Source organism: Paenibacillus vini (assembly GCF_018403325.1).
In the GTDB taxonomy this organism is placed as follows: Bacteria; Bacillota; Bacilli; order Paenibacillales; family Paenibacillaceae; genus Fontibacillus; species Fontibacillus vini.
Window position 1 is genome coordinate 68,282 of record NZ_BOSL01000019.1, and the last position, 21,181, is coordinate 89,462.

Sequence of the window (21,181 nt, forward strand, 5' to 3'; positions counted from 1 at the left end):
AGAAGGACGGGCCGGAAGTTAGTGAATACTGAATCTCGTTCTGCCAAGTTGATTTTAGTAAGATACACTCATTCGCTTTTCAAACGGGCGATATTACATCTTCCATTAAGATCTATTAAAACTGAAGGGGCGTCCCTAGTCATCATTGATGGCAAAGGGACGCCCCTATATTAATGAAGCATTATTATTCGATCTCTACAGGAATCAGCTCGAACTTGTCGACGTCCGCTAGGCCACGGTTGGTAATGCGCAGCTCGGGGATGACAGGCAGGGCGATCAGCGAGAACGTCATGAATGGCGCGTTCAGCTCGCAGCCCAGAGTCTTCCACGCTTGCTCCAGCGCCTGAACTTCCTTCACGACGACCTCAAGTGGTTGATCGGACATCAGCCCGGCGATAACCATCGGTACGGAGGCCAGTATCCGCCCGTCCAGAACGGCGACCATGCCGCCGCCGAGCTTGGCTAACTCATTCGCAGCGAAAGCCATATCCTCCGAATTTGTACCCATGACCAGGAGGTTGTGACTGTCGTGCGCCACGGTCGATGCGACCGCGCCGCGCTGCAATCCAAAACCCTGTGCGAAGGCCAGGGAAATTTGCCCGGTGCCGTGGTGGCGGTCGATGCAGGCCAGCATAATGGCATCCTGCTCCAAGCTTGGCTGAATGAAGCCGTCTTTTACGGTGAGCCGTGCAGTGCCGCGTGCGGTTCGTGCGCTGTTCTCGATCACGCGGATCACGTTCACTTCCGTTTCGGCGGCGGCATCCTTACGGCTGCTCGCCAGCGCGAAGTCTCGCGCCTCCAGCGGCCGCGCCAAGTGCACCGACTGCCGTGCGGCTTCCGGATAAGCATAGGCCGGGAAGGCCATCTGCAGCTCGCCACCGTCGAACACCACGTTGCCGTCCGTGATGACGGTGGACGGCTCCATGTCTTTCAGGCTGTCGATCAGCAGCAGATCGGCACATTTGCCCGGCGCGATGCCGCCGACGTCACCGTCGACCCGGAAATAGCGGGCCGTATTGATCGAACCCATCTGGATGGCGGTGACCGGCTCGACGCCCTCCTCGATAGCCCGGCGGACGACATGGTTCATGTGACCCTTCTCGATCAGGGTCTGAGGGTAAACGTCGTCCGTGACCAGCATGATGTTACCGGGATGCACGTGATCTTCCGTCACGACCTTGATCACTTCCTTCACATCATGCCAGGCGGAGCCCTCGCGGATCATGAGATGCATGCCGAGCTGCAGCTTCAGCAGGCCTTGCTCGCGCGTCACTGTCTCATGGCAGGACGTAACGCCTGTGGCGATGTAGGCTTGCAGCATCGGCTCGTCCTCGCTCGGAAAATGGCCGGTGACCGCCTTGCCTGCCCGGCATGTCGCAGCGATCTCACCGGTCATTTTAGGGTCGCCGTATACGACGCCCGGAAAGTTCATCACTTCGCCGAGCCCCTCGACTCCTTCCCAGGTCATCCCGTCCTCGATATCGGCTACGTTCAGCTCGGCTCCGGCGTCCTCGAGGTTGTCCGTGGCGGGAACGCATGAAGGGAAGGTTGTATATACCTTCAGCGGCAAAGCCCGCCCTTCCTCGTGCATCCAGCGTACGCCGTCGGCTCCAAACACATTGGCGATTTCATGAGGATCCATAAAAATGCCGGTCGTACCTTTCGCCAATGCGGCTTTAGCGAACTCGGTGACCGAGAGCATCGTGCTCTCGACATGCATATGTCCGTCCAGCAGGCCCGGGGCGATAAACCGTCCCTTCGCATCCAGCACTACCGTATCTTCGCCGATCGTATGGCTGGCATCGCCGACATAAGCGATCCGCCCTGCGGCTACGGCTACATCGGTATGCGCTTGAAGCTGTCCGGTGTATACATTGACGAGCGTTCCGTTTTTAACGACCAGTTCGGCCTTTTTAGTTCCGGTGGCCACTTGGGCAAGCGTCCGGCGAACCTCGGTCCATTGTTGTTCCTTGGTGTGGCTCATCTTGTTCACTCCTTAGTTGATAGCTAACTTCTCTGCTCATATTTTTTCATCGAATCGGCGAAAATGCAAGACAATCGAAGAGTAACCCGTTTCTGATGGCAAGATACCGTGAATAAGAAAAGGACCGTCCCGCAAGCGTGATACACTCCTGGGACGGTCCTTGGCTTCAATGCGATATTAAGTTTAGTTATACGCCTTGGGGCGTAACTTTTTCGATAACGCGATCGATCAGGCCGTATTCTTTAGCTTCGGCAGCACTCATGAAGTAGTCACGGTCCGTATCCTTCTCAATCCGGTCAAGAGGCTGGCCAGTGCGTTCGGCCAAAATCTTGTTCAGCTTGTCGCGCATCTTCAGAATGCGGCGGGCACGGATTTCAATATCGGTAGCTTGGCCTTCGGCTCCGCCGAGCGGCTGGTGAATCATGATCTCGCTGTTCGGCAACGCGTAGCGTTTGCCTTCGGCGCCGGCATTCAGCAGGAAGGCGCCCATAGAAGCCGCGAGACCCACGCAAATGGTGGAGACATCGGACTTAATGAACTGCATCGTATCGAAAATGGCCATACCGGCTGTAATGGAACCGCCAGGGCTGTTAATGTAGAGATGGATATCCTTGCCCGGCTCTTCCGCGTCCAGAAACAGCATTTGGGCAATAATCGCATTTGCGACGACGTCATTCACCTGAGAACCCAGGAAAATGATGCGGTCCTTCAACAGTCTGGAGTAAATGTCATAAGCGCGCTCACCGCGGTTACTTTGTTCAACGACCATAGGAATATAACTCACCGATAAAACCTCCTTATTTGTTGGATCAACCATGGGAACGAAATCGGTTCAATCAATTTCAGAATTGACGGAATCGATGAATATTAACCTCATAATAAACAATTTAAAACAGAAAGTCAAAGAAAGTCAAACTCTGTGTAATAAAAAAACCCGTGCATAAGGGTTAGTGGGTAAAACATATGATATCCAGCAATCTGCTGATAAGTATAATGGCGCGCCCGCGAGGAATCGAACCTCGATCTCAGGCTCCGGAGGCCTACGTCATATCCATTGGACCACGGGCGCAAGTTGTATGAATTAGTTACATCCATTTAGCGTAGCAAAAATGATTATATGACATACGAGTTTAAAAAGCAAGCAAGTTCTCTAAAAAAGTTCCAGGGGAATATATGGAGAACGGGCGAGAGTGGTAGACGAGAACTATTTTTGCAAAATAGGCATTGTCATGAAAGCGCTTCTATGCTAATTTAGAATTATAAAAACGTTTTTATAAAAAGGAAGATTGGATATGGGTAAGGTTACCATCAAGGATGTGGCTAGAGAGGCGGGTGTATCGATCTCGACAGTTTCCAATGCGTTAAACAATGTCGATGTTTTGAACCCCGAGACCAAATCGCATGTGCTAAACGTGGCGAAACGAATGAATTATGTTCCGAATTTGAACGGCAAGCAGCTTAAAACAGGCAAAACGAAAATGCTGGGCTTCTTTACAACCAGCGTATCGGGTCCCTACTTCTATACGCTGGTTGAATCGATGGCCCGTGAATGCGACCGGCTCGGCTATGGGCTGAACGTATTTGTAACCCGCGACAAACAGGTCATAATGAGCAATATTTTGGGCCGGCGGGTCGACGGCGTCATTATTTATGAGGAATTGCGCATCGATGATGAAGACGTCAGCATGATGATGAAGGAAAAGATCAAGGCCGTGTTTCTGGATCGGTTTCTGGAGAATGAAACGATGGGCAGCGTGATTTTCGATTCCTTCGTGGCCGGTTACGAAGCAACCAAATACTTGATCAGTCTCGGACACAAGAAAATCGCTTATATCTCCGGCGTGGACACGATGTTCGACAGCGTGCAGCGGAGGGACGGTTACTTGGAGGCCTTGCGGGAGCATCAGTTACTCGTGGATGAAGATTATGTGCTCCAAGGTTATTTTGAGGAAGAAGGCACCTACAACGCGGTAAAATCATTTCTTCATATGCACCCGGACAAATTGCCGGATGCGTTCCTGGCGGGGAACGACTTGAGTGCGATCGGTTGTATCCGCGCGCTGAAATCCCATGGATTCGACGTTCCTGCAGACATCAGCGTGGTCGGGTTTGACGATATCGACATCGCGCAATACTTCACGCCTCCATTAACAACGGTGAGGAACCAGATCGCCAGGCAGGGCGTGCTCGCCATCGACCATTTGGTACGCATGATTCAGAAGAAGGAACAGGGCAAGAAACAGAAATTGGCGGGAGAACTGGTTGTCAGAGGATCAAGCCAAGTGAAAATCCAAAGAAACGACCTTGGTCAAGAGTAAGAAGGCTGTATTCTGAAGAATCCGCGAAAATTCGGCGGGGCCAGGGATAGATTTTTATATGTGAAAATAAAAACGTTTTTATTGCATGGAAGCCAAAAGGGGGACCAAGGGATGGCCAAATCAGACGCGCATTTGGAGCAGAGAAAGCCCATGGGGCAAAGGATTAGAGACTTTATGGTCGACTACGGAAGGCAATGGGAACTGCAGTCGATGATTTTGCCTGGCGTCATTTTTATGATTATTTTTTGTTACATTCCGATTTATGGACTGACGATCGCTTTTAAAAACTACACGGTCATCGATACGTTGGACACGGCCCCGTGGGTGGGACTGGAAAATTTCAAAATCATTCTGTCCGACAAATATTTCTGGGATTCGGTCGTCAATACGCTGGGGATCAGCTTTCTGAAGCTGTTGATCGGTTTCGTCATTCCGATTGTGCTGGCGATCATGATCTTTGAAGTCGGTCACACCCGATTCAAAAAGATCGTTCAGACGGTTTCCTATCTGCCGCACTTTCTGTCTTGGATCGTGCTCGGCGGGATGCTGATTACCTGGTTCTCAACGACAGGGATGTTCAATCAGCTGCTCCTGGATCTCGGGGTGATCTCTCAACCTCACAATATTATGCTGGATGCCGGCAAGTACTGGTGGATCGCCACGTTGTCCGACATCTGGAAGGAAGCGGGCTGGGGAACCATTCTGTATCTGGCGATTATGTCGAAGATCGACCCGACCTACTACGAGGCGGCCAAGATTGACGGAGCCAGCCGGCTGCGGCAAATCTGGAACATCACCATTCCGAACATGAAAATGATCATCAGCTTGAACCTGATTCTGACGATCAGCGGCTTGCTCGGCTCCAACCTGGATCAAACACTGGTGCTGATGAACTCGCAGAACCGGGCCCGAGCGGAAGTCATTAACTCCTACGTCTACCGCATGGGGATGACGCAAGGCGACTTTTCCTACGCTACGGCGGTCGGCCTGGGTGTCTCGATTGTTTCCGTCATTCTGTTAGTCACGGCAAACAAGGTCACCAGCAAATTGAACGATAATCAATCCGTGCTTTAGTAAGGGGGCATCCGAGTGAGCAGAACGGTGGCTAAACAAGATCTCGATAGCCGGGTCTTTGATGCGATAAATCTGATTTTACTGAGTATTTTTACGATCATCATCGTGGTACCGCTTTGGAACGTCATCGTTTCATCCTTCAGTTCCGGCAAATCGCTGGCTGAGGGGGGCTTCGTCTTCTGGCCGAAGGAGTTTTCATTGGAGAACTACCAGGCTGTTTTTCGGGATACGAGCATCTGGCAATCCTTCTTTATTTCGATCTCAAAAACATTTCTCGGCGTCATTACGCACGTTTTCTTCTGCGCCATGATCGGTTACGGTCTGAGCAAAAAATATGTCCGCGGCCGCAAGCTTTATGTGGCGATGGGCGTGATCACCATGTTTTTCTCGGGCGGTATGATTCCGACCTACTTGCTGATTAAATCGCTGGGGCTGCTCAACAGCTTCTGGGTGTATATCATCCCTGCGCTGTTCAGTTACTACGATGTGGTCATCCTGATGAATTTCTTCCGAAATGTCCCGGATTCGCTGGAAGAGTCGGCCAAGATCGACGGGGCCGGAGACTGGCGCATTTTCCTGAAAATATTTATTCCGCTGTCGATGCCGGCCATGGCGACGATCGCCTTGTTTAACGGGGTCGGACAATGGAACGATTTCATGACGACCAAGCTGTACATTACCGATCAGGCCCTCTATCCGCTGCAAATGAAGCTGTACGAGATTATCGTTCAGTCCCAGACGCAGTCGATGCAGAATATCGGGGGATCGGTCGTCATTGAAACGACGACGAAAGGGGTTCAACTAGCAACGATCGTCATTACAACCTTGCCGATTGTTGTGATGTATCCAATTTTGCAAAGGTACTTTATCTCGGGCATGATGCTGGGGGCGGTGAAGGAGTAGAGATAAGGTATATGTTGTGAAACCGGGGAAAACGACCGATACGGGGTAGGCTCCGGGCGGATTAGAAAGCGCTTTAATACAAAAGAGGAGGGGTTTGGATGTTGAAGATGAACAAGGCTTTTGGCAAAACAGGGCTTAAGGTGGGCACGGCACTTTTGGCAGCGGCGCTGGTCGTAACGGGCTGCGGCGGGGGATCCGGCGGCGGCTCGAAAAGCTCCGGCAAAGAGGTGTCCTTGGAGGGACGATATACGCCGGATCCGGAGAAGCCGGCCTGGCAGCTGGATACGAAAGAAGAGACTACGGACTTGACCTGGTATGTGAATGCCGACTGGTGGAACACCGACTTTGGTAATGATGTGGTCACCAAGAAGATTAAGGAAGACTTGAATATCAACATCAAATTCATCAAAGGCGACGACACGAAGCTGAACACCTTCTTCGCGGGAGGCGACATGCCGGACATCCTCACGACGTTCGACAACAATTCACCGGCCGCACAGAAGGCGGCAACCTGGGCGCTTCCATTGACGGAGCTGGCCGAGAAATACGATCCTTACTTCAATAAAGTAGCGGCTCAAGACACACTGAACTGGTTCCAGCTTAAAGACGGCAAAACTTACGGCTATCCGAACTACTCCAATACGCAAGAGGATTATGACAGCGGTAACATTCCGGCGAAGACAGCGTTCGTGATTCGGAAGGATGTTTATGAAGCTTTGGGGCAGCCGAGCTTCGCTACGCCGGACGACTTCAAAAATTCGATGCAGCAAATCAAGGCGAAATTCCCTGAACTGTTCCCATTCGGCTTTAACTCGATCGGCACCGGCACCGGTTCTTTGGGCGATGTGTTGCAGGACTTCATCGGAGTGCCCCTGGAAGACGCGAACGGCGGGTTCTACGACCGTAACCTCGATGAAGACTATCTGACCTGGCTGAAAACGCTGAATCAGTCGTACCGCGACGGAGCGATCAGCGACGACAGCTTTGCCGATGACGGCCCGGCCTTTGAAGAGAAAGTGAAGTCCGGCAAATACGCTACGCTGCTGCTTGACGGCACGCCGCAGCAAGGCGGCAATCTGCAAATCTTCATGAGCGCGAATCCGGGAAAAGAATACATCGCGATCGACGGTCCACAAAGCACTGTCGGCAACCAGCCGACCTTGAACCAGTCCGGCATTTCCGGTTGGATGGTCAGCTTCATCACGAAGAAATGCAAAGACCCGGCTAAAGCGATTCAGGTGTTCACGTACCTGCTGAGCGAAGAAGGCCAAATGCTGATGAACTACGGTATCGAAGGCGAAACATACACGAAAGCCGCCGACGGAAGCGTGCAATTCACGCCGGAAGTGAAAGACCTTCAATTGAACAATGCCGATAAATTCAAAAAGGATTACCGGATGGGCGAATTCATGTTCTTCGGACATGACCGTCATAAAGCGCTGAGCGCCGACGCTTTCCCTGAGGCGATCAAGCAAATGCAGGAGTGGGGCAAAGGCAAAATGAAGCCGCATTTCATCCTGGAAAATACAAATCCGGATCAAGGAACGCAGGAAGCGCGCGCCCTGACCGCTATCAACACCCAGTGGAGCACGTCGCTCGTCAGCATGATCCGCTCCAAGAGCGACGATGAATTCAACAACAATTTGTCGATCTACAAAAAGTTCCTGGAAGACAACAACTGGAGTAAGATCGTTGAAATTCGCAGCGAGAAGATGAAGCAAAACAAAGAAAAACTGGGCATAAAGTAAAAACGGATTAACCCATTAAACGGAGGGACACAGCATGCAGGAGCTTACGATATATGAATCTTTGGGAGAACGCGAGCTGTTCATCAAGAAATCCCCTCAGGAATTGACGCCGGCTGACATCGGTGTGGAAGCCGTCCGGGTGGTTTTGGATGAAACCCGGACTTTTCAAGAAATGGACGGCTTTGGAGCCTCTTTTACCGATTCAGCCGCCTTTTTGATGAACCAGATTTTGAATGAGGAGCAGCAAGCGGAAGTAATGCAGAGACTGTTTGATCCAAATGAGGGGATCGGGCTTTCGGTGGTTCGTAACCCTATGGGAGCTTCGGACTATGCTAGGGAAATGTACAGCTACGACGATCTTCCCCAGGGAGAAACAGATCCGGCGTTAAACCGGTTTTCGATCGCCCATGACGAGCAGGACATCATTCCATTACTGCGGCAGGCGGTAAAGTGGAATCCGGAACTCAAGCTCATGGCTTCGCCATGGAGTGCGCCGGGCTGGATGAAGACAAGCGGCTCCATGATCGGCGGGGAGCTGAAGAGAGAATATTATGAAGCGTATGCGGAGTATTTTGTACGGTATATTCAGGCCTACGCAGAGAACGGGCTTCAGATCTATGCCGTAACTCCGCAGAATGAACCGTTATTTGTTCCGGGACATTACCCCGGCATGTTGATGCTGCCTGAAGTACAGAGTGAGTTCATCAAAGATTTTCTAAAGCCTGCCTTCCGGCGGAATGGAATTTCCACCAAGATTCTCTGTTATGATCACAACTGGGATAAACCGGAGTACCCGCTGACGGTGCTGAACCAAGCGGAGGAAGAGGTGGACGGCGTGGCCTGGCACTGGTACGGAGGTCAGGCGTCGGCACAGAGCGAGGTCAGCCGGGCTTTTCCGGCCAAGGAAGTTCATTTCACCGAAGGATCGGGCGGAGAATGGATTCCTGCCTTCGAGCCGGCCTTCTCCAATGTGTTCCGGACGGGGATCGAGATCCTAAGGAATCATAGCAAATCGTTCGTGTTATGGAACATGGCCCTCGATGAAAACAACGGCCCGGTGGTGCCGGGATTCGGGCGCAGTACTTGCCGCGGCATCGTGACGGTCAATCAACAAACCCGCGAGCTGACCTATACGCTGGATTATTACGCGCTGGCGCATTTCAGTAAGATCATCCGCCCCAAAGCGGTGCGAATACACTCCGACAGCTCCGTAGACCACATTCGCTCCGTCGCCTTCAAAAATACGGATGATTCAATTGCCGTCGTTTTGTTTAATGATGGGGAGGGTGTAGAGAATGTATCACTCCGGCTGCGAGGAGAAGCGGAACTCTCCTTCTCGATGGCCCCTAAAAGCGCGATATCAATTAAAGCGGCCTTTTAAAGCTTACGGATATATGTAGTTTAATTGCATGTTCAAAAAGTCGGGTTTTCAGGACCGAAGCGTATGCTTCCGGAGTGCGTTTTTACAAAACGCTTTAGGTCGGATGAAGTTAGGGACTGAGTAGCGGAGCTAAACGTTTTCGTAGAAAACGACTTCGTAAGCATCTGCTTTCATGGGTACGTGAGCAACGGAAGGCCCGGCTGAATTCAAGATTCGACGTCGAATCTGCTTCATAATCTGCTTCGTCGTGGAAAGATGACTATTTGAACAACCTCTTAAAGAGCAACGCTCCTTATGGTCGGATAGATGGTAAGACGTCTATTACAACACTAAGGAGCCTTTTTATTGTCTGGGCCTGTCCCCCAAAGGTTCGAAATCAGGCCATGCATAGGCTTTGGCGAGAATGTAAATTATACGGACGTCAGGCTTGCATCAGAGCAAAAAATTGGTTAGAATATCAGTGGGACTTAAAAAGTTTACCCGGGACATTTTAGGACCAAGGAGAAGGAGAGAGAAGACGAAGCTTGCAGGAGTGGAAAGCATGCGAACTATTTTGGAAATGCAAAAGCAGCTTCTTCCTGATCTCATGGAAATTCTCAAGAAAAGGTATACCATTCTTCACCAGATCTTGTTGTCGGACGTGATTGGCCGCAGAACGCTTGCGGTATCGCTGAACATGACAGAACGAGTGTTGCGGGCCGAGACGGATCTCCTGAAGGCTCAGGGCCTGATTGAAATCGAGAATATAGGCATGAGAATCAGTGATTCGGGCAGGAAACTGCTGGAGGCTTTGGAGCCGATCGTTAAGGAAATCTTCGGATTATCCAATCTGGAAGAAAGAATTCAGAAGGCTTTCGGACTTCGTAAGGTTGTGATCGTTCCCGGCGACAGCGAGGCTTCCCCGCTGACGAAGAAGGAACTGGGCCGGGCAGGAGCCAAAGCTCTGCTTGGTGCCATGAGCAGCCAGGACGTAGTTGCGGTTACCGGCGGTTCTACTATTGCCGAGGTAGCGGAGCAACTTAGCCCGCCGGCAAATCTTTCGCTGAAGCAATGTTGGTTTGTGCCGGCGAGAGGCGGATTGGGTGAAAGTCTGGAGATACAGGCCAACACGATTGCCTCCGGGATGGCAAAACGGCTTGGAGCGGGCTATCGTCTGCTGCATGTGCCTGATTTGCTCGGAAAAGAAGCGTACGAGTCACTCGTAGGCGATCCTAACATCCACGATATCGTAGAGATGATCCGCGAGGCGCGGATTATCATTCATGGAATCGGTGATGCTATGGAGATGGCGCGCCGCCGCAAATTGGAATCTTCCGTGGTCCAAGAGCTGCAGAAGGAAGGCGCGTTAGCGGAATCATTCGGATACTATTTTGATGAAAATGGCGTTGTCGTTCACAAAATGCTGACTCTGGGTCTTCGGCTGGAAGACATCAAGAGTACCGAAACCGTCATTGGCATCGCGGGCGGTAAGAGCAAGGCGAAGGCTATTCTTGCCGTGCTGAAATTCGGACACGAAGATATTCTTGTGATCGATGAAGCCGCGGCGGAACAAATCGTGGAAGAGATCGAGCGAAGCGAGAGCCGCAAAGCGGAATAACTCTTTTCCGCACTCAAAACAAGAAAGTTTATTAAATGGTTTACTCATGGCGGGTTATTCAGCCTGTCTTGAATAATAAAAAAAACACTGGGAGGATCTATTCATGAGTGTAAAAGTTGGTATTAACGGGTTTGGACGTATCGGACGCCTGGCTTTCCGCCGTATTCAAAATGTGGAAGGCATCGAAGTAGTAGCAATCAATGACCTGACAGACGCAAAAATGTTGGCTCATTTGTTGAAATATGATACGACGCAAGGCAAGTTCGACGGCGAAGTTGAAGTACATGACGGCTTCTTCAAAGTAAACGGCAAAGAAGTTAAAGTTCTTGCTAACCGCAACCCTGAAGAATTGCCTTGGGGCGAGCTTGGCGTAGACATCGTGCTTGAGTGCACAGGCTTCTTCACTACTAAAGAAAAAGCTGAGCTTCACCTGAAAGGCGGAGCTAAGAAAGTCGTTATCTCCGCACCTGCTACAGGCGATATGAAAACTGTCGTTTACAACGTAAACCATGAAATCCTTGACGGTTCGGAAACCGTTATTTCCGGTGCATCTTGCACAACGAACTGCTTGGCTCCTATGGCTAAGACGCTTCAAGACAAATTCGGTATCGTTGAAGGCTTGATGACTACGATCCACGCTTACACTGGCGACCAAAACACTTTGGATGCTCCGCATGCGAAAGGCGACTTCCGTCGTGCTCGTGCTGCTGCTGAGAACATCATCCCTAACACAACTGGCGCTGCAAAAGCTATCGGCCTGGTTATCCCTGAACTGCAAGGCAAATTGGATGGCGCGGCTCAACGCGTTCCAGTTGCAACTGGTTCCCTGACTGAGCTCGTTACTGTTCTTGAGAAGAAAGTAACTGCAGCTGAAATCAACGAAGCTATGAAAGCTGCTTCCGACCCAGAAACTTATGGCTACACAGAAGACGAAATCGTATCTTCGGACATCAAAGGTATGACTTTCGGTTCCCTGTTCGACGCTACACAAACTAAAGTATTGACTGTTGGCGACAAACAACTGGTTAAAACGGTTGCTTGGTATGACAACGAAATGTCCTACACTGCTCAATTGGTTCGTACTTTGGAATACTTCGCAAAAAAAGTTAAGTAATATCGTTTTTCCTTGATAACATTACCGAAGAGGAGCAACCTTTATGGAGGACTCCTCTTTGGTTCATGGTTTTATATGTAATCCGACATTCACACACACACCGTTTTTTTATATAAAAAGAGAAGTAGTACCGCTTAGGAGAGAAATCAAGAGTCGAAGTCGCAACGGAAATGCGCAGCCTGTCTGTGCTCAAGCCCTGGTGGGCGCCGCGCATACCTATAGGAGGAACGTGGAGATGAATAAGAAAAGTGTACGTGATGTGGAAGTAACCGGCAAACGCGTGTTTGTCCGCGTAGATTTCAATGTACCTATGCAAGATGGCAAAATTACGGATGATACCCGGATTCGCGAGACGCTGCCGACGATTAAGTATTTGATCGAAAATGGCGCGAAAGTGATCCTGGCTAGCCACTTGGGACGTCCAAAAGGCCAAGTGAACGAAGATATGCGTTTGACGCTGCCTGCTAAACGCCTTGGCGAATTGCTCGGGAAAGAAGTAGCCAAAGCTGACGAAGCAATCGGCGAAGCGGTAAAAGCGAAAGTTGACGCTATGAACAACGGCGACGTGCTCGTGCTTGAAAACGTCCGTTTCTATCCGGGCGAAGAAAAGAACGATCCGGAGCTTGCAAAACAATTTGCCGAGCTGGCTGATCTGTTCGTGAACGACGCGTTCGGCGCCGCTCACCGTGCGCATGCATCGACAGAAGGCATCGCTCACCAAATTCCGGCTGTATCCGGCTTGTTGATGGAAAAAGAATTGTCCGTTCTCGGCAAAGCGTTGTCGAATCCGGATCGTCCTTTCACAGCGATCATCGGCGGTTCCAAAGTTAAGGACAAAATCGATGTTATCGACAACCTGCTTAACATTGCGGATAACGTGCTGATCGGCGGCGGTCTTACTTATACCTTCTTTAAAGCTCAAGGTTACGAGATCGGTCAATCGTTGCTGGATGACAGCAAGCTTGACGTAGCGCTCGGCTTTATCGAGAAGGCCAAGAAACTCGGCAAGAACTTCATGCTGCCGGTTGACGTTGTCATTGCTGATGACTTCAGCGCTGATGCTAACCACAGAGAAGTGGACATCGACAGCATTCCTGCAGATTGGGAAGGCGTAGACATCGGACCGAAAACTCGCGCTCTTTACGCTGATGTCATCAAGAACTCCAAATTGGTCGTTTGGAACGGACCGATGGGCGTATTCGAAATCGATATTTTCGCAAACGGTACAAAAGAAGTGGCTGAAGCTTGCGCAACAACTGAAGGCTATACGATTATCGGCGGCGGCGATTCCGCGGCAGCTGCAGAGAAATTCAAATTGGCCGACAAGATGGACCACATCTCCACAGGCGGCGGCGCTTCCCTGGAGTTCATGGAAGGCAAGGCGCTTCCGGGCGTTGTGGCTCTGAACGATAAGTAAGATTCTTGAAGCTCAAAAGATGACTATTTGAGTTACCTATAAGTTTGAAGGAGTGTGCTCAATGAGAACACCTATTATCGCCGGGAACTGGAAGATGTTCAAAACCGTTTCCGAAGCAAAAGCTTTCTTCGAAGACATTAAAGGGAAAGCGGAAGTAGAAGGCGTAGAGAGCGTGATTTGCGCTCCGTTCACCAATCTTCCGGCTTTGGTGGAAGCGGCCAAAGGAACGTCGATCAAAATCGGCGCTCAAAACCTGCATTTCGAAGACGAAGGTGCATTCACCGGTGAAATTAGCGGCGGAATGCTGAAAGAGTTGGGCGTAGACTATGTCATTATCGGACACTCCGAGCGCCGCGCTTATTTTGCAGAAACCGACGAGATCGTGAATAAAAAGGTTCATGCCGCATTCAAGCATGGATTGACTCCGATTCCTTGCGTCGGCGAGAAGCTGGAAGAACGCGAAGCAGGCCAAACGAAGGATGTCGTGAAGGTTCAAACCGAAGCGGCTCTGAAAGGACTGTCCGCGGAGCAAGCCGAACAAGTCGTTATCGCCTACGAACCAATTTGGGCGATCGGCACGGGCAAATCCTCCACTTCTCAGGATGCCAACGAAGTAATCGCTTATATCCGCAGTCTGGTGAAAGATCTGTACAGCTCTGAAGTGGCCGACAAGATCCGTATCCAATACGGCGGCAGCGTAAAACCTGAAAACGTGAAGGAATATATGGGCCAAAGCGACATCGACGGCGCTCTCGTGGGCGGCGCAAGTCTGCAACCGGCATCCTATATCCAATTGGTCGAGGGGGCAAAGTAAGATGGCCACTCCAAAACCAGTAGCACTGATCATCATGGACGGCTTCGGACTTCGGAATACAGTGGAAGGCAACGCGGTAGCTCAGGCAAACAAGCCTAACTACGATCGTTACCTGAAGGAGTATCCGAACACAACCCTTACCGCTTGCGGTGAAGCCGTAGGCTTGCCGGAAGGCCAAATGGGGAACTCCGAAGTAGGCCATTTGAACATCGGCGCCGGCCGGATCGTTTATCAAGACTTGACCCGCATTTCCAAGTCGATCCGCGAAGGTGAGTTTTTCCAAAACGAAACGCTGGTAAATGCGGTTCGCAGCGCGAAGTCGAAGGGTAAGAAGCTGCACTTGTACGGCCTTCTTTCCGACGGCGGCGTGCACAGCCACATTGATCATATGTTCGCGATGCTCGACCTGGCGAAGAAGGAAGATATGCACGACGTGTATATCCATGCTTTCCTTGACGGCCGGGACGTTGCTCCGGACAGTGCGAAAGGCTTCATCGAGCGCTTGATCGCCAAAATCGAAGAAGTGGGCGTGGGCAAAATTGCCACGGTACAAGGCCGCTACTATGCGATGGACCGCGACAAGCGTTGGGAACGCGTTGAAAAATCGTACCGTGCGATGGTATACGGCGAAGGCCCGAAATATACCGATCCGATTACGGCCGTAACGGAATCGTACGAGAAATCGGTATTCGACGAATTCGTGATGCCTACGGTCATTGTCGACGGACATGACCAACCGATTGCTTTGGTGGAATCCGGCGACTCCGTCGTGTTCCTGAACTTCCGTCCGGACCGCGCGATTCAGCTGTCCAACGTGTTCACGAACCAGGATTTCCACGGCTTCGACCGCGGACCGAAATTCCCGAAAGATCTGCACTTTGTCTGCTTGACTCTGTTTGCCGAAACCGTGGAAGGTTATGTGGCTTACTCGCCTAAGAACCTGGATAATACGTTCGGTGAAGTGCTCGTACAGCAAGGCAAGAAGCAGCTTCGAATCGCGGAAACCGAGAAATACCCGCATGTCACGTTCTTCTTCAGCGGCGGACGCGATGTTGAGCTTCCGGGCGAAACACGCATCCTGATCAATTCGCCGAAGGTAGCTACCTATGACCTGAAGCCTGAAATGAGCGCTTATGAAGTGGCTGAAGCCTGCGTGAAGGAAATTGAAGCCGACAAGCATGATGCGATCATTTTGAACTTCGCCAATCCGGACATGGTCGGACACTCCGGCATGCTGGAGCCGACGAAGAAAGCGGTAGAAGTGACCGACGAATGCGTTGGTAAAGTCGTAGACGCGGTTAAAGCCAAAGGCGGCGTTGTTATTATCATCGCTGACCACGGTAACGCGGATATGGTATTCGACGAGAATGGTCGTCCGTTCACGGCGCATACAACCAACCCGGTTCCGTTCATCGTAACTGACGAGAACGTAATCCTGCGCGAAAGCGGCATTTTGGCCGACGTGGCTCCAACACTCCTCGATCTGATGGGTCTGCCGAAACCGGCGGAAATGACCGGTCAATCGATGATCGCGAGCCGCAAGGCTTAAGGTAGTCATGTTGCGGCAGGAGGAGCAAGCCGAAGGGACTGGCTTGCAGAGGTCGTGCACAACCTAGGCAGTGGTCCGGTCCCTTAAGGATTGTCTTGATCCCCTGACCTGCTTTGCTTTTGCGGCAGGCTAACGGACACCACGGACGTTAAAACGCCCGAAACGCCAAGTTATATTTTTTAACGGACATGGCAGCCCTTATCTGTTGGTTGAAGTGGTGCTTTCCGATCAAAGTAGACCATTAAGAGCTCTGGTGTCCGTTAGGTTTTGAAATAGCCCGGTTTGGCTTAAATAGCGGCTCTGGTGTCCGTTACAGTATTTTTGGTTAAACTTACGAATAGCAATCTATTACTATAACCCACAAAGGAGAATATTCAATGACTATTATTTCTGACGTATACGCACGCGAAGTCCTCGACTCCCGCGGCAACCCGACTGTAGAAGTTGAAGTATATCTGGAGTCCGGCGCAATCGGACGCGCAATCGTTCCATCCGGTGCTTCCACCGGCGCTCACGAAGCTGTTGAGCTTCGCGACGAAGACAAATCCCGTTACCTCGGTAAAGGCGTATTGAAAGCCGTTGAGAACGTGAACGAAATCATCGCTCCTGAAGTAATCGGTATGGACGCGCTTGATCAACTCGGCATCGACAAATTGATGATCGCTTTGGACGGCACGCACAACAAAGGCAAACTCGGCGCAAACGCAATCCTGGCTGTTTCGATGGCCGTAGCCCGCGCTGCTGCTGACGCTTTGGACCTGCCTTTGTATGTATACCTCGGCGGATTCAATGCTAAACAACTGCCAGTTCCAATGATGAACATCGTAAACGGCGGCGCACATGCCGACAACAACGTTGACGTACAAGAGTTCATGGTATTGCCTGTAGGCGCTCCTACATTCAAAGAAGCTCTTCGCACAGGCGCAGAAATTTTCCACAACCTGAAATCCGTTCTGAAAGCTAAAGGCTTGAACACAGCTGTAGGCGACGAAGGCGGTTTTGCTCCTAACTTCTCTTCCAACGAAGACGCTTTGTCCTCGATCATGGAAGCCATTGAAAAAGCCGGCTACAAACCAGGCGTTGACGTATTCCTGGGTATGGACGTAGCTTCCACTGAGTTCTTCAAAGATGGCAAATACCATCTCGAAGGCGAAGGCAAATCCTTCACGCCTGCTGAATTCGTTGACCTCTTGTCTTCTTGGGTTGACAAATATCCGATCATCACGATCGAAGACGGCTGCTCCGAAGACGACTGGGAAGGTTGGAAATTGCTCACTGAAAAATTGGGCAACAAAATCCAACTCGTTGGCGACGACTTGTTCGTAACTAACACTGAGCGTCTTGAAAAAGGTATCAAAGACGGCATCGGTAACTCGATCCTGATCAAAGTAAACCAAATCGGTACGCTGACTGAAACATTCGACGCGATCGAAATGGCGAAACGCGCAGGCTACACAGCAGTTATCTCCCACCGTTCCGGCGAATCCGAAGACAGCACGATCGCTGACATCGCGGTTGCTACGAATGCAGGCCAAATCAAAACCGGTGCGCCTTCCCGTACCGACCGTATTGCGAAGTACAACCAATTGCTCCGCATCGAGGACCAACTGGGCGAACTGGCTCAATACAACGGCTTGAAATCTTTCTACAACCTGAAACACTAATATAAGCGTCAAGGACCCATCCGAATTTGATTCGGGTGGGTCTTTTTGGTTAGGCGAAAACTAAATTGACAATAGGGAACGTGTTATTTATAGTAAATTCATAAAGGTAAACGTTTACGTAAACATTGCGATTCAAAGTGGATAAGATAAAGCGCGAATTGGAGAAGGTATGTCGATGAGCTCAACAATCAAGGACGTGGCTAAACAGGCAGGCGTATCGGTGGCGACGGTATCCCGTGTTCTGAATAACTTGCCAGGGTATTCTGAGGAAACGAAACGTAGAGTGGAGCAAGCTGTGGAAGAGTTAGGGTACCAGCCCAACGCCATTGCCCGAGGGCTTGTGAATAGGCGGACGGAGACCATTGGCGTTTTGTTCCCCAGCGTGTCCAGTTCATTCTCGTCCGAGATTCTGCACGGCATCGAGGAAGTGGCCCATAAGCACAACTATAGCGTCATCGTTTGCAATACCGCGGAAGACGGGAAGCGGACGATGAAATATTTGCAGGTGCTGCGGGAGAAGCGGGTGGACGGAATCATTTATTCCAGCGGCGTACTTGAGCCGGAATATTATGAAGCCGTCCAGGCTATGGGGGTGCCACTGGTCCTGGTGGCGACAAAGTCGGACTGGGATGACGTACCGTTCATCAAAGTCGATGACCGGCAGGCGGCCTATGATGCGGCCGCCTATTTGATCTCCCAGGGGCACCGGGAGATCGCGATGATCGGCGGCGGCGAGAGCGACAGCATCGCGGGCCAGCCGCGATATGAGGGCTTCCGCCAAGCGCTGCGGGATCATGGTCTCCCGCTTCGGGAGGACCATGTGCAAGACGGCGGCTTCACGTTCGAAGGCGGCTGCGGGGCGGCAGAGCGGCTGCTTACGGCCTCGCCCGAGGTGACGGCGGTATTCGCCGCCGGGGACGAGATGGCGATTGCCGTCATCTCTGTAGCGGCGAGGCTAGGCATCGCCGTCCCGGATCAGCTGGCCGTCATCGGCTACGACAACCTGAAGCTGGCCGAGATGAGCAATCCGCCGCTTACGACGGTGGCTCAGCCGCTTCATGAGATGGGCCGGATGGCCTCGGAGAAGCTGATCGAGATGCTCGCCACCGGGCAGCCGGCGGCCAGCGAAGTCGTGCCGCACCGGGTAATCGAGCGGCAGACGGTCAAGAAGCGTTGAAGTAACGGTAGATGTTGACTATCCGACTCCCGTGCAACGGGGTGTTCCCGGCTGTGCCCATCATCTACCGGCACTTTCTTGTTGGACTGGTTACTTTTACAGAGGACTGGGAAGGCTAGGTATGCTCAAAGGGTAAACGTTTACGTACCTGAAAACATTGAAAAGAAAACGAGCCATCTAGAAACCAAGTCAAAGGGTAATAATAAAGTACAGAAAATGAAGGAGGCACCATTATGGAGAAGAAATGGTGGAAGGAAAGCGTTGTATATCAAATTTATCCTCGCAGCTTTATGGATAGCAATGGAGACGGGATCGGGGATCTGCAAGGGATCATCTCCAAGCTGGATTACTTGAAGACGCTCGGAATCGACGTAGTATGGCTGTGCCCGGTGTACGAGTCACCGAATGATGATAACGGATACGATATCAGTAACTACCAAGGGATCATGCATGAGTTCGGAACGATGGCGGACTGGGAAGAGCTGCTTGCCGGCCTGCATGAGCGGGGGATGAAGCTGATTATGGACCTGGTCGTCAACCATAGCTCGGATGAGCACGCCTGGTTCGTCGAGTCCCGCAAGTCTAAAGATAACGAGTACCGCGACTACTATATTTGGCGCCCGGGTAAAGACGGCAAGGAGCCTAACGATTGGGGTTCCTTCTTCAGCGGCCCGGCTTGGCAATATGATGCCCAAACAGACGAGTATTACTTGCATCTGTTCTCCACCAAGCAGCCGGACTTGAATTGGGAGAATCCGAAGCTTCGCCGCGAGGTGTACGATATGATGACCTGGTGGCTGGACAAAGGCATCGACGGATTCCGGATGGACGTCATCAACGTGATCTCCAAGGAGCCGGGGTTACCGGACAGCTCGGACGGATCGGGAAGCGGGGAGCATTACATCAACGGCCCGCGCGTGCATGAGTTTTTGCAGGAGATGAACCGGGAAGTGCTGTCCAAATACGATATCATGACGGTCGGGGAGACGGTCGACGTGACACCGGAGGAAGCAGTGCTGTTCGCCGGAAGCGACGGAAAAGAGCTGAATATGGTGTTCCAATTCGAGCTGATGGGCATCGATTCGGGGCCGACCGGCAAGTGGGAGGTTGCGCCGTGGAAGCTGACCCGCTTTAAAGAGATCGTAAGCAAATGGCAAACCAAGCTGGAGGGGAAAGCCTGGAACAGTATTTACCTGAACAATCATGATCAGCCGCGCCTGCTGTCCCGTTTCGGCCATGACGGGGAGCATCACAACGTGTCGGCCAAAATGCTGGCCACGCTGCTGCATACTCTTCAAGGTACGCCGTATATTTATCAAGGTGAGGAAATCGGCATGACCAATGTCCGGTTCGAAACGATCGAAGAGTACCAGGACATCGAAACGCTTAATATGTATAAAGACTACCTGAGCAAAGGGCATGACGCTGCCGAGATCATGGAATCGATCTATGCGAAGGGCCGCGACAATGCAAGAACGCCGATGCAATGGAACGGGGAAGCCCAAGCAGGGTTCACAACCGGTACCCCTTGGCTAGCCGTCAACCCGAACTATAAAGAGATCAATGTGGAGCTTGCGCTGAACGATCCGAATTCGGTGTTTCATTACTACAAGAAATTGATCGAGTTGCGTAAACAACATGATATTATTGTCTATGGCAAATACGCGATCCTTAATGAAGAAAACGAGCAGATTTATGCTTTTACCCGGACCTTGGGCGAGGAACAACTGCTGGTAGTTCTGAATTTCTATGAAAAGCCGGCGGATTTCAAGCTGGATCAAGAGATCCGCTTCCAAAGCAAAGAACTCCTTATCGGAAATTACGAGGTTTCGGTAGACGAGGATTTCCACCAGTTATCCCTGCGGCCTTATGAAGCACGGGTTTATAAACTTCAAGGCGTAAAATAAGGATACCGGTTGTTATTCCCGACGGGCAATGGTATAATGATAATGCTGTTTTTGTATTTGTTTATGATTAGGTTTAACGAAAATAGATTTCGAAGTGTTCTCACTTAGGAGGTGGATTGGATGAATATCTTTTTGGAAGTACTGCTCATTATTTTCTCTATTGCTCTGATCGCAGTCGTTCTGCTGCAAAAAGGGAAGAGCGCGGGTCTTTCCGGTGCCATCTCCGGGGGTGCGGAACATCTTTTCGGCAAGTCGAAAGCACGCGGTATGGAACTCGTTCTGGAACGGGTAACGATTGGAGTGGCAGCTGGTTTCTTTATCCTGTCGATCGTAGTCGCTGTTGTGCAAGGTTAAATTTAAATGGAAGAAGCCTTCGTTTCCTTGAGAAACGGAGGCTTTTTTGTGTTTGCGTGCCCAGCTAAGCACGCATCTTCTAGCCGGTGAAAGTCCGGTCGCGGGAGGAGCCAAGTCCCCGCGTAGCTAGGATACTTGCGTACGGCGAGATCTGTGCGTAAAAGCGTATCGACAAAAGTA

The 21,181-nt window shown here is 51.2% G+C and carries 16 protein-coding genes and 1 tRNA gene; 14 read left to right on the top strand and 3 right to left on the bottom strand.

Going from position 1 to position 21,181, the window contains the following annotated elements; genetic code table 11:
• Positions 1–184: 184 nt before the first annotated feature.
• The 3 genes from ade to KJS57_RS22480 all read right to left on the bottom strand — a co-directional run bounded on the left by ade (position 185) and on the right by KJS57_RS22480 (position 3,053).
• Entirely contained in the window at positions 185–1,984 is a 1,800-nt protein-coding gene (gene ade / locus KJS57_RS22470; RefSeq protein WP_213656430.1) for an adenine deaminase, read from the bottom strand.
• A gap of 187 nt (positions 1,985–2,171) precedes the next feature.
• Positions 2,172–2,768, bottom strand: coding sequence for an ATP-dependent Clp endopeptidase proteolytic subunit ClpP (gene clpP / locus KJS57_RS22475; protein WP_280520401.1), 597 nt, complete (start codon positions 2,766–2,768; stop codon positions 2,172–2,174).
• A gap of 210 nt (positions 2,769–2,978) precedes the next feature.
• Positions 2,979–3,053: transfer RNA gene (locus KJS57_RS22480), tRNA-Arg, on the bottom strand.
• A gap of 223 nt (positions 3,054–3,276) precedes the next feature.
• Here KJS57_RS22480 and KJS57_RS22485 point away from each other — a divergent pair.
• From KJS57_RS22485 to secG, 14 genes are all read left to right on the top strand, one after another.
• Positions 3,277–4,302: a LacI family DNA-binding transcriptional regulator gene (locus KJS57_RS22485; protein ID WP_211025158.1), complete on the top strand. Its 1,026-nt coding sequence runs from the start codon at positions 3,277–3,279 to the stop codon at positions 4,300–4,302.
• A 111-nt stretch (positions 4,303–4,413) separates the two neighbouring features.
• A complete protein-coding gene (locus KJS57_RS22490) occupies positions 4,414–5,376 on the top strand; it encodes an ABC transporter permease (RefSeq protein ID WP_211025160.1) in 963 nt (320 codons plus the stop codon).
• Positions 5,377–5,391: 15 nt separating this feature from the next.
• The gene (locus tag KJS57_RS22495; protein ID WP_211025162.1) at positions 5,392–6,279 is read left to right on the top strand and encodes a carbohydrate ABC transporter permease; all 888 of its coding nucleotides are present in this window, start codon (positions 5,392–5,394) and stop codon (positions 6,277–6,279) included.
• A 98-nt stretch (positions 6,280–6,377) separates the two neighbouring features.
• The gene (locus KJS57_RS22500) at positions 6,378–8,027 is read left to right on the top strand and encodes a type 2 periplasmic-binding domain-containing protein (RefSeq protein WP_213656431.1); all 1,650 of its coding nucleotides are present in this window, start codon (positions 6,378–6,380) and stop codon (positions 8,025–8,027) included.
• 34 nt (positions 8,028–8,061) lie between these two features.
• A complete protein-coding gene (locus KJS57_RS22505; RefSeq protein ID WP_213656432.1) occupies positions 8,062–9,408 on the top strand; it encodes a glycoside hydrolase family 30 protein in 1,347 nt (448 codons plus the stop codon).
• Between the two features lie 541 nt (positions 9,409–9,949).
• Positions 9,950–11,005, top strand: coding sequence for a sugar-binding transcriptional regulator (locus KJS57_RS22510; protein WP_213656433.1), 1,056 nt, complete (start codon positions 9,950–9,952; stop codon positions 11,003–11,005).
• A 103-nt stretch (positions 11,006–11,108) separates the two neighbouring features.
• Entirely contained in the window at positions 11,109–12,119 is a 1,011-nt protein-coding gene (gene gap / locus KJS57_RS22515) for a type I glyceraldehyde-3-phosphate dehydrogenase (RefSeq protein WP_211025171.1), read from the top strand.
• A 235-nt stretch (positions 12,120–12,354) separates the two neighbouring features.
• Positions 12,355–13,536, top strand: coding sequence for a phosphoglycerate kinase (locus tag KJS57_RS22520; protein ID WP_211025173.1), 1,182 nt, complete (start codon positions 12,355–12,357; stop codon positions 13,534–13,536).
• Between the two features lie 61 nt (positions 13,537–13,597).
• Positions 13,598–14,350, top strand: a complete 753-nt coding sequence (tpiA, locus tag KJS57_RS22525; RefSeq protein ID WP_211025175.1) for a triose-phosphate isomerase — start codon at positions 13,598–13,600, stop codon at positions 14,348–14,350.
• Between the two features lies 1 nt (position 14,351).
• Positions 14,352–15,899: a 2,3-bisphosphoglycerate-independent phosphoglycerate mutase gene (gpmI, locus tag KJS57_RS22530; protein WP_211025177.1), complete on the top strand. Its 1,548-nt coding sequence runs from the start codon at positions 14,352–14,354 to the stop codon at positions 15,897–15,899.
• 377 nt (positions 15,900–16,276) lie between these two features.
• Positions 16,277–17,563, top strand: coding sequence for a phosphopyruvate hydratase (eno, locus tag KJS57_RS22535; RefSeq protein ID WP_211025179.1), 1,287 nt, complete (start codon positions 16,277–16,279; stop codon positions 17,561–17,563).
• A 175-nt stretch (positions 17,564–17,738) separates the two neighbouring features.
• Entirely contained in the window at positions 17,739–18,740 is a 1,002-nt protein-coding gene (locus tag KJS57_RS22540) for a LacI family DNA-binding transcriptional regulator (RefSeq protein WP_213656434.1), read from the top strand.
• A 233-nt stretch (positions 18,741–18,973) separates the two neighbouring features.
• Positions 18,974–20,647: a glycoside hydrolase family 13 protein gene (locus KJS57_RS22545; RefSeq protein WP_213656435.1), complete on the top strand. Its 1,674-nt coding sequence runs from the start codon at positions 18,974–18,976 to the stop codon at positions 20,645–20,647.
• 120 nt (positions 20,648–20,767) lie between these two features.
• Entirely contained in the window at positions 20,768–21,001 is a 234-nt protein-coding gene (gene secG, locus KJS57_RS22550) for a preprotein translocase subunit SecG (protein WP_211025185.1), read from the top strand.
• The last annotated feature ends 180 nt before the right edge of the window (positions 21,002–21,181 follow it).

Excerpts from the sequence above, each read along its gene's own strand:
- gpmI (WP_211025177.1), top strand. The coding sequence starts at position 14,352 with ATGGCCACTCCAAAACCAGTAGCACTGATCATCATGGACGGCTTCGGA.
- KJS57_RS22500 (WP_213656431.1), top strand. The coding sequence starts at position 6,378 with ATGTTGAAGATGAACAAGGCTTTTGGCAAAACAGGGCTTAAGGTGGGC.
- gap (WP_211025171.1), top strand. The coding sequence starts at position 11,109 with ATGAGTGTAAAAGTTGGTATTAACGGGTTTGGACGTATCGGACGCCTG.
- ade (WP_213656430.1), bottom strand. The coding sequence starts at position 1,984 with ATGAGCCACACCAAGGAACAACAATGGACCGAGGTTCGCCGGACGCTT.
- KJS57_RS22490 (WP_211025160.1), top strand. The coding sequence starts at position 4,414 with ATGGCCAAATCAGACGCGCATTTGGAGCAGAGAAAGCCCATGGGGCAA.
- KJS57_RS22540 (WP_213656434.1), top strand. The coding sequence starts at position 17,739 with ATGAGCTCAACAATCAAGGACGTGGCTAAACAGGCAGGCGTATCGGTG.
- KJS57_RS22510 (WP_213656433.1), top strand. The coding sequence starts at position 9,950 with ATGCGAACTATTTTGGAAATGCAAAAGCAGCTTCTTCCTGATCTCATG.
- tpiA (WP_211025175.1), top strand. The coding sequence starts at position 13,598 with ATGAGAACACCTATTATCGCCGGGAACTGGAAGATGTTCAAAACCGTT.
- KJS57_RS22505 (WP_213656432.1), top strand. The coding sequence starts at position 8,062 with ATGCAGGAGCTTACGATATATGAATCTTTGGGAGAACGCGAGCTGTTC.
- secG (WP_211025185.1), top strand. The coding sequence starts at position 20,768 with ATGAATATCTTTTTGGAAGTACTGCTCATTATTTTCTCTATTGCTCTG.
- KJS57_RS22485 (WP_211025158.1), top strand. The coding sequence starts at position 3,277 with ATGGGTAAGGTTACCATCAAGGATGTGGCTAGAGAGGCGGGTGTATCG.
- eno (WP_211025179.1), top strand. The coding sequence starts at position 16,277 with ATGACTATTATTTCTGACGTATACGCACGCGAAGTCCTCGACTCCCGC.
- KJS57_RS22545 (WP_213656435.1), top strand. The coding sequence starts at position 18,974 with ATGGAGAAGAAATGGTGGAAGGAAAGCGTTGTATATCAAATTTATCCT.
- KJS57_RS22520 (WP_211025173.1), top strand. The coding sequence starts at position 12,355 with ATGAATAAGAAAAGTGTACGTGATGTGGAAGTAACCGGCAAACGCGTG.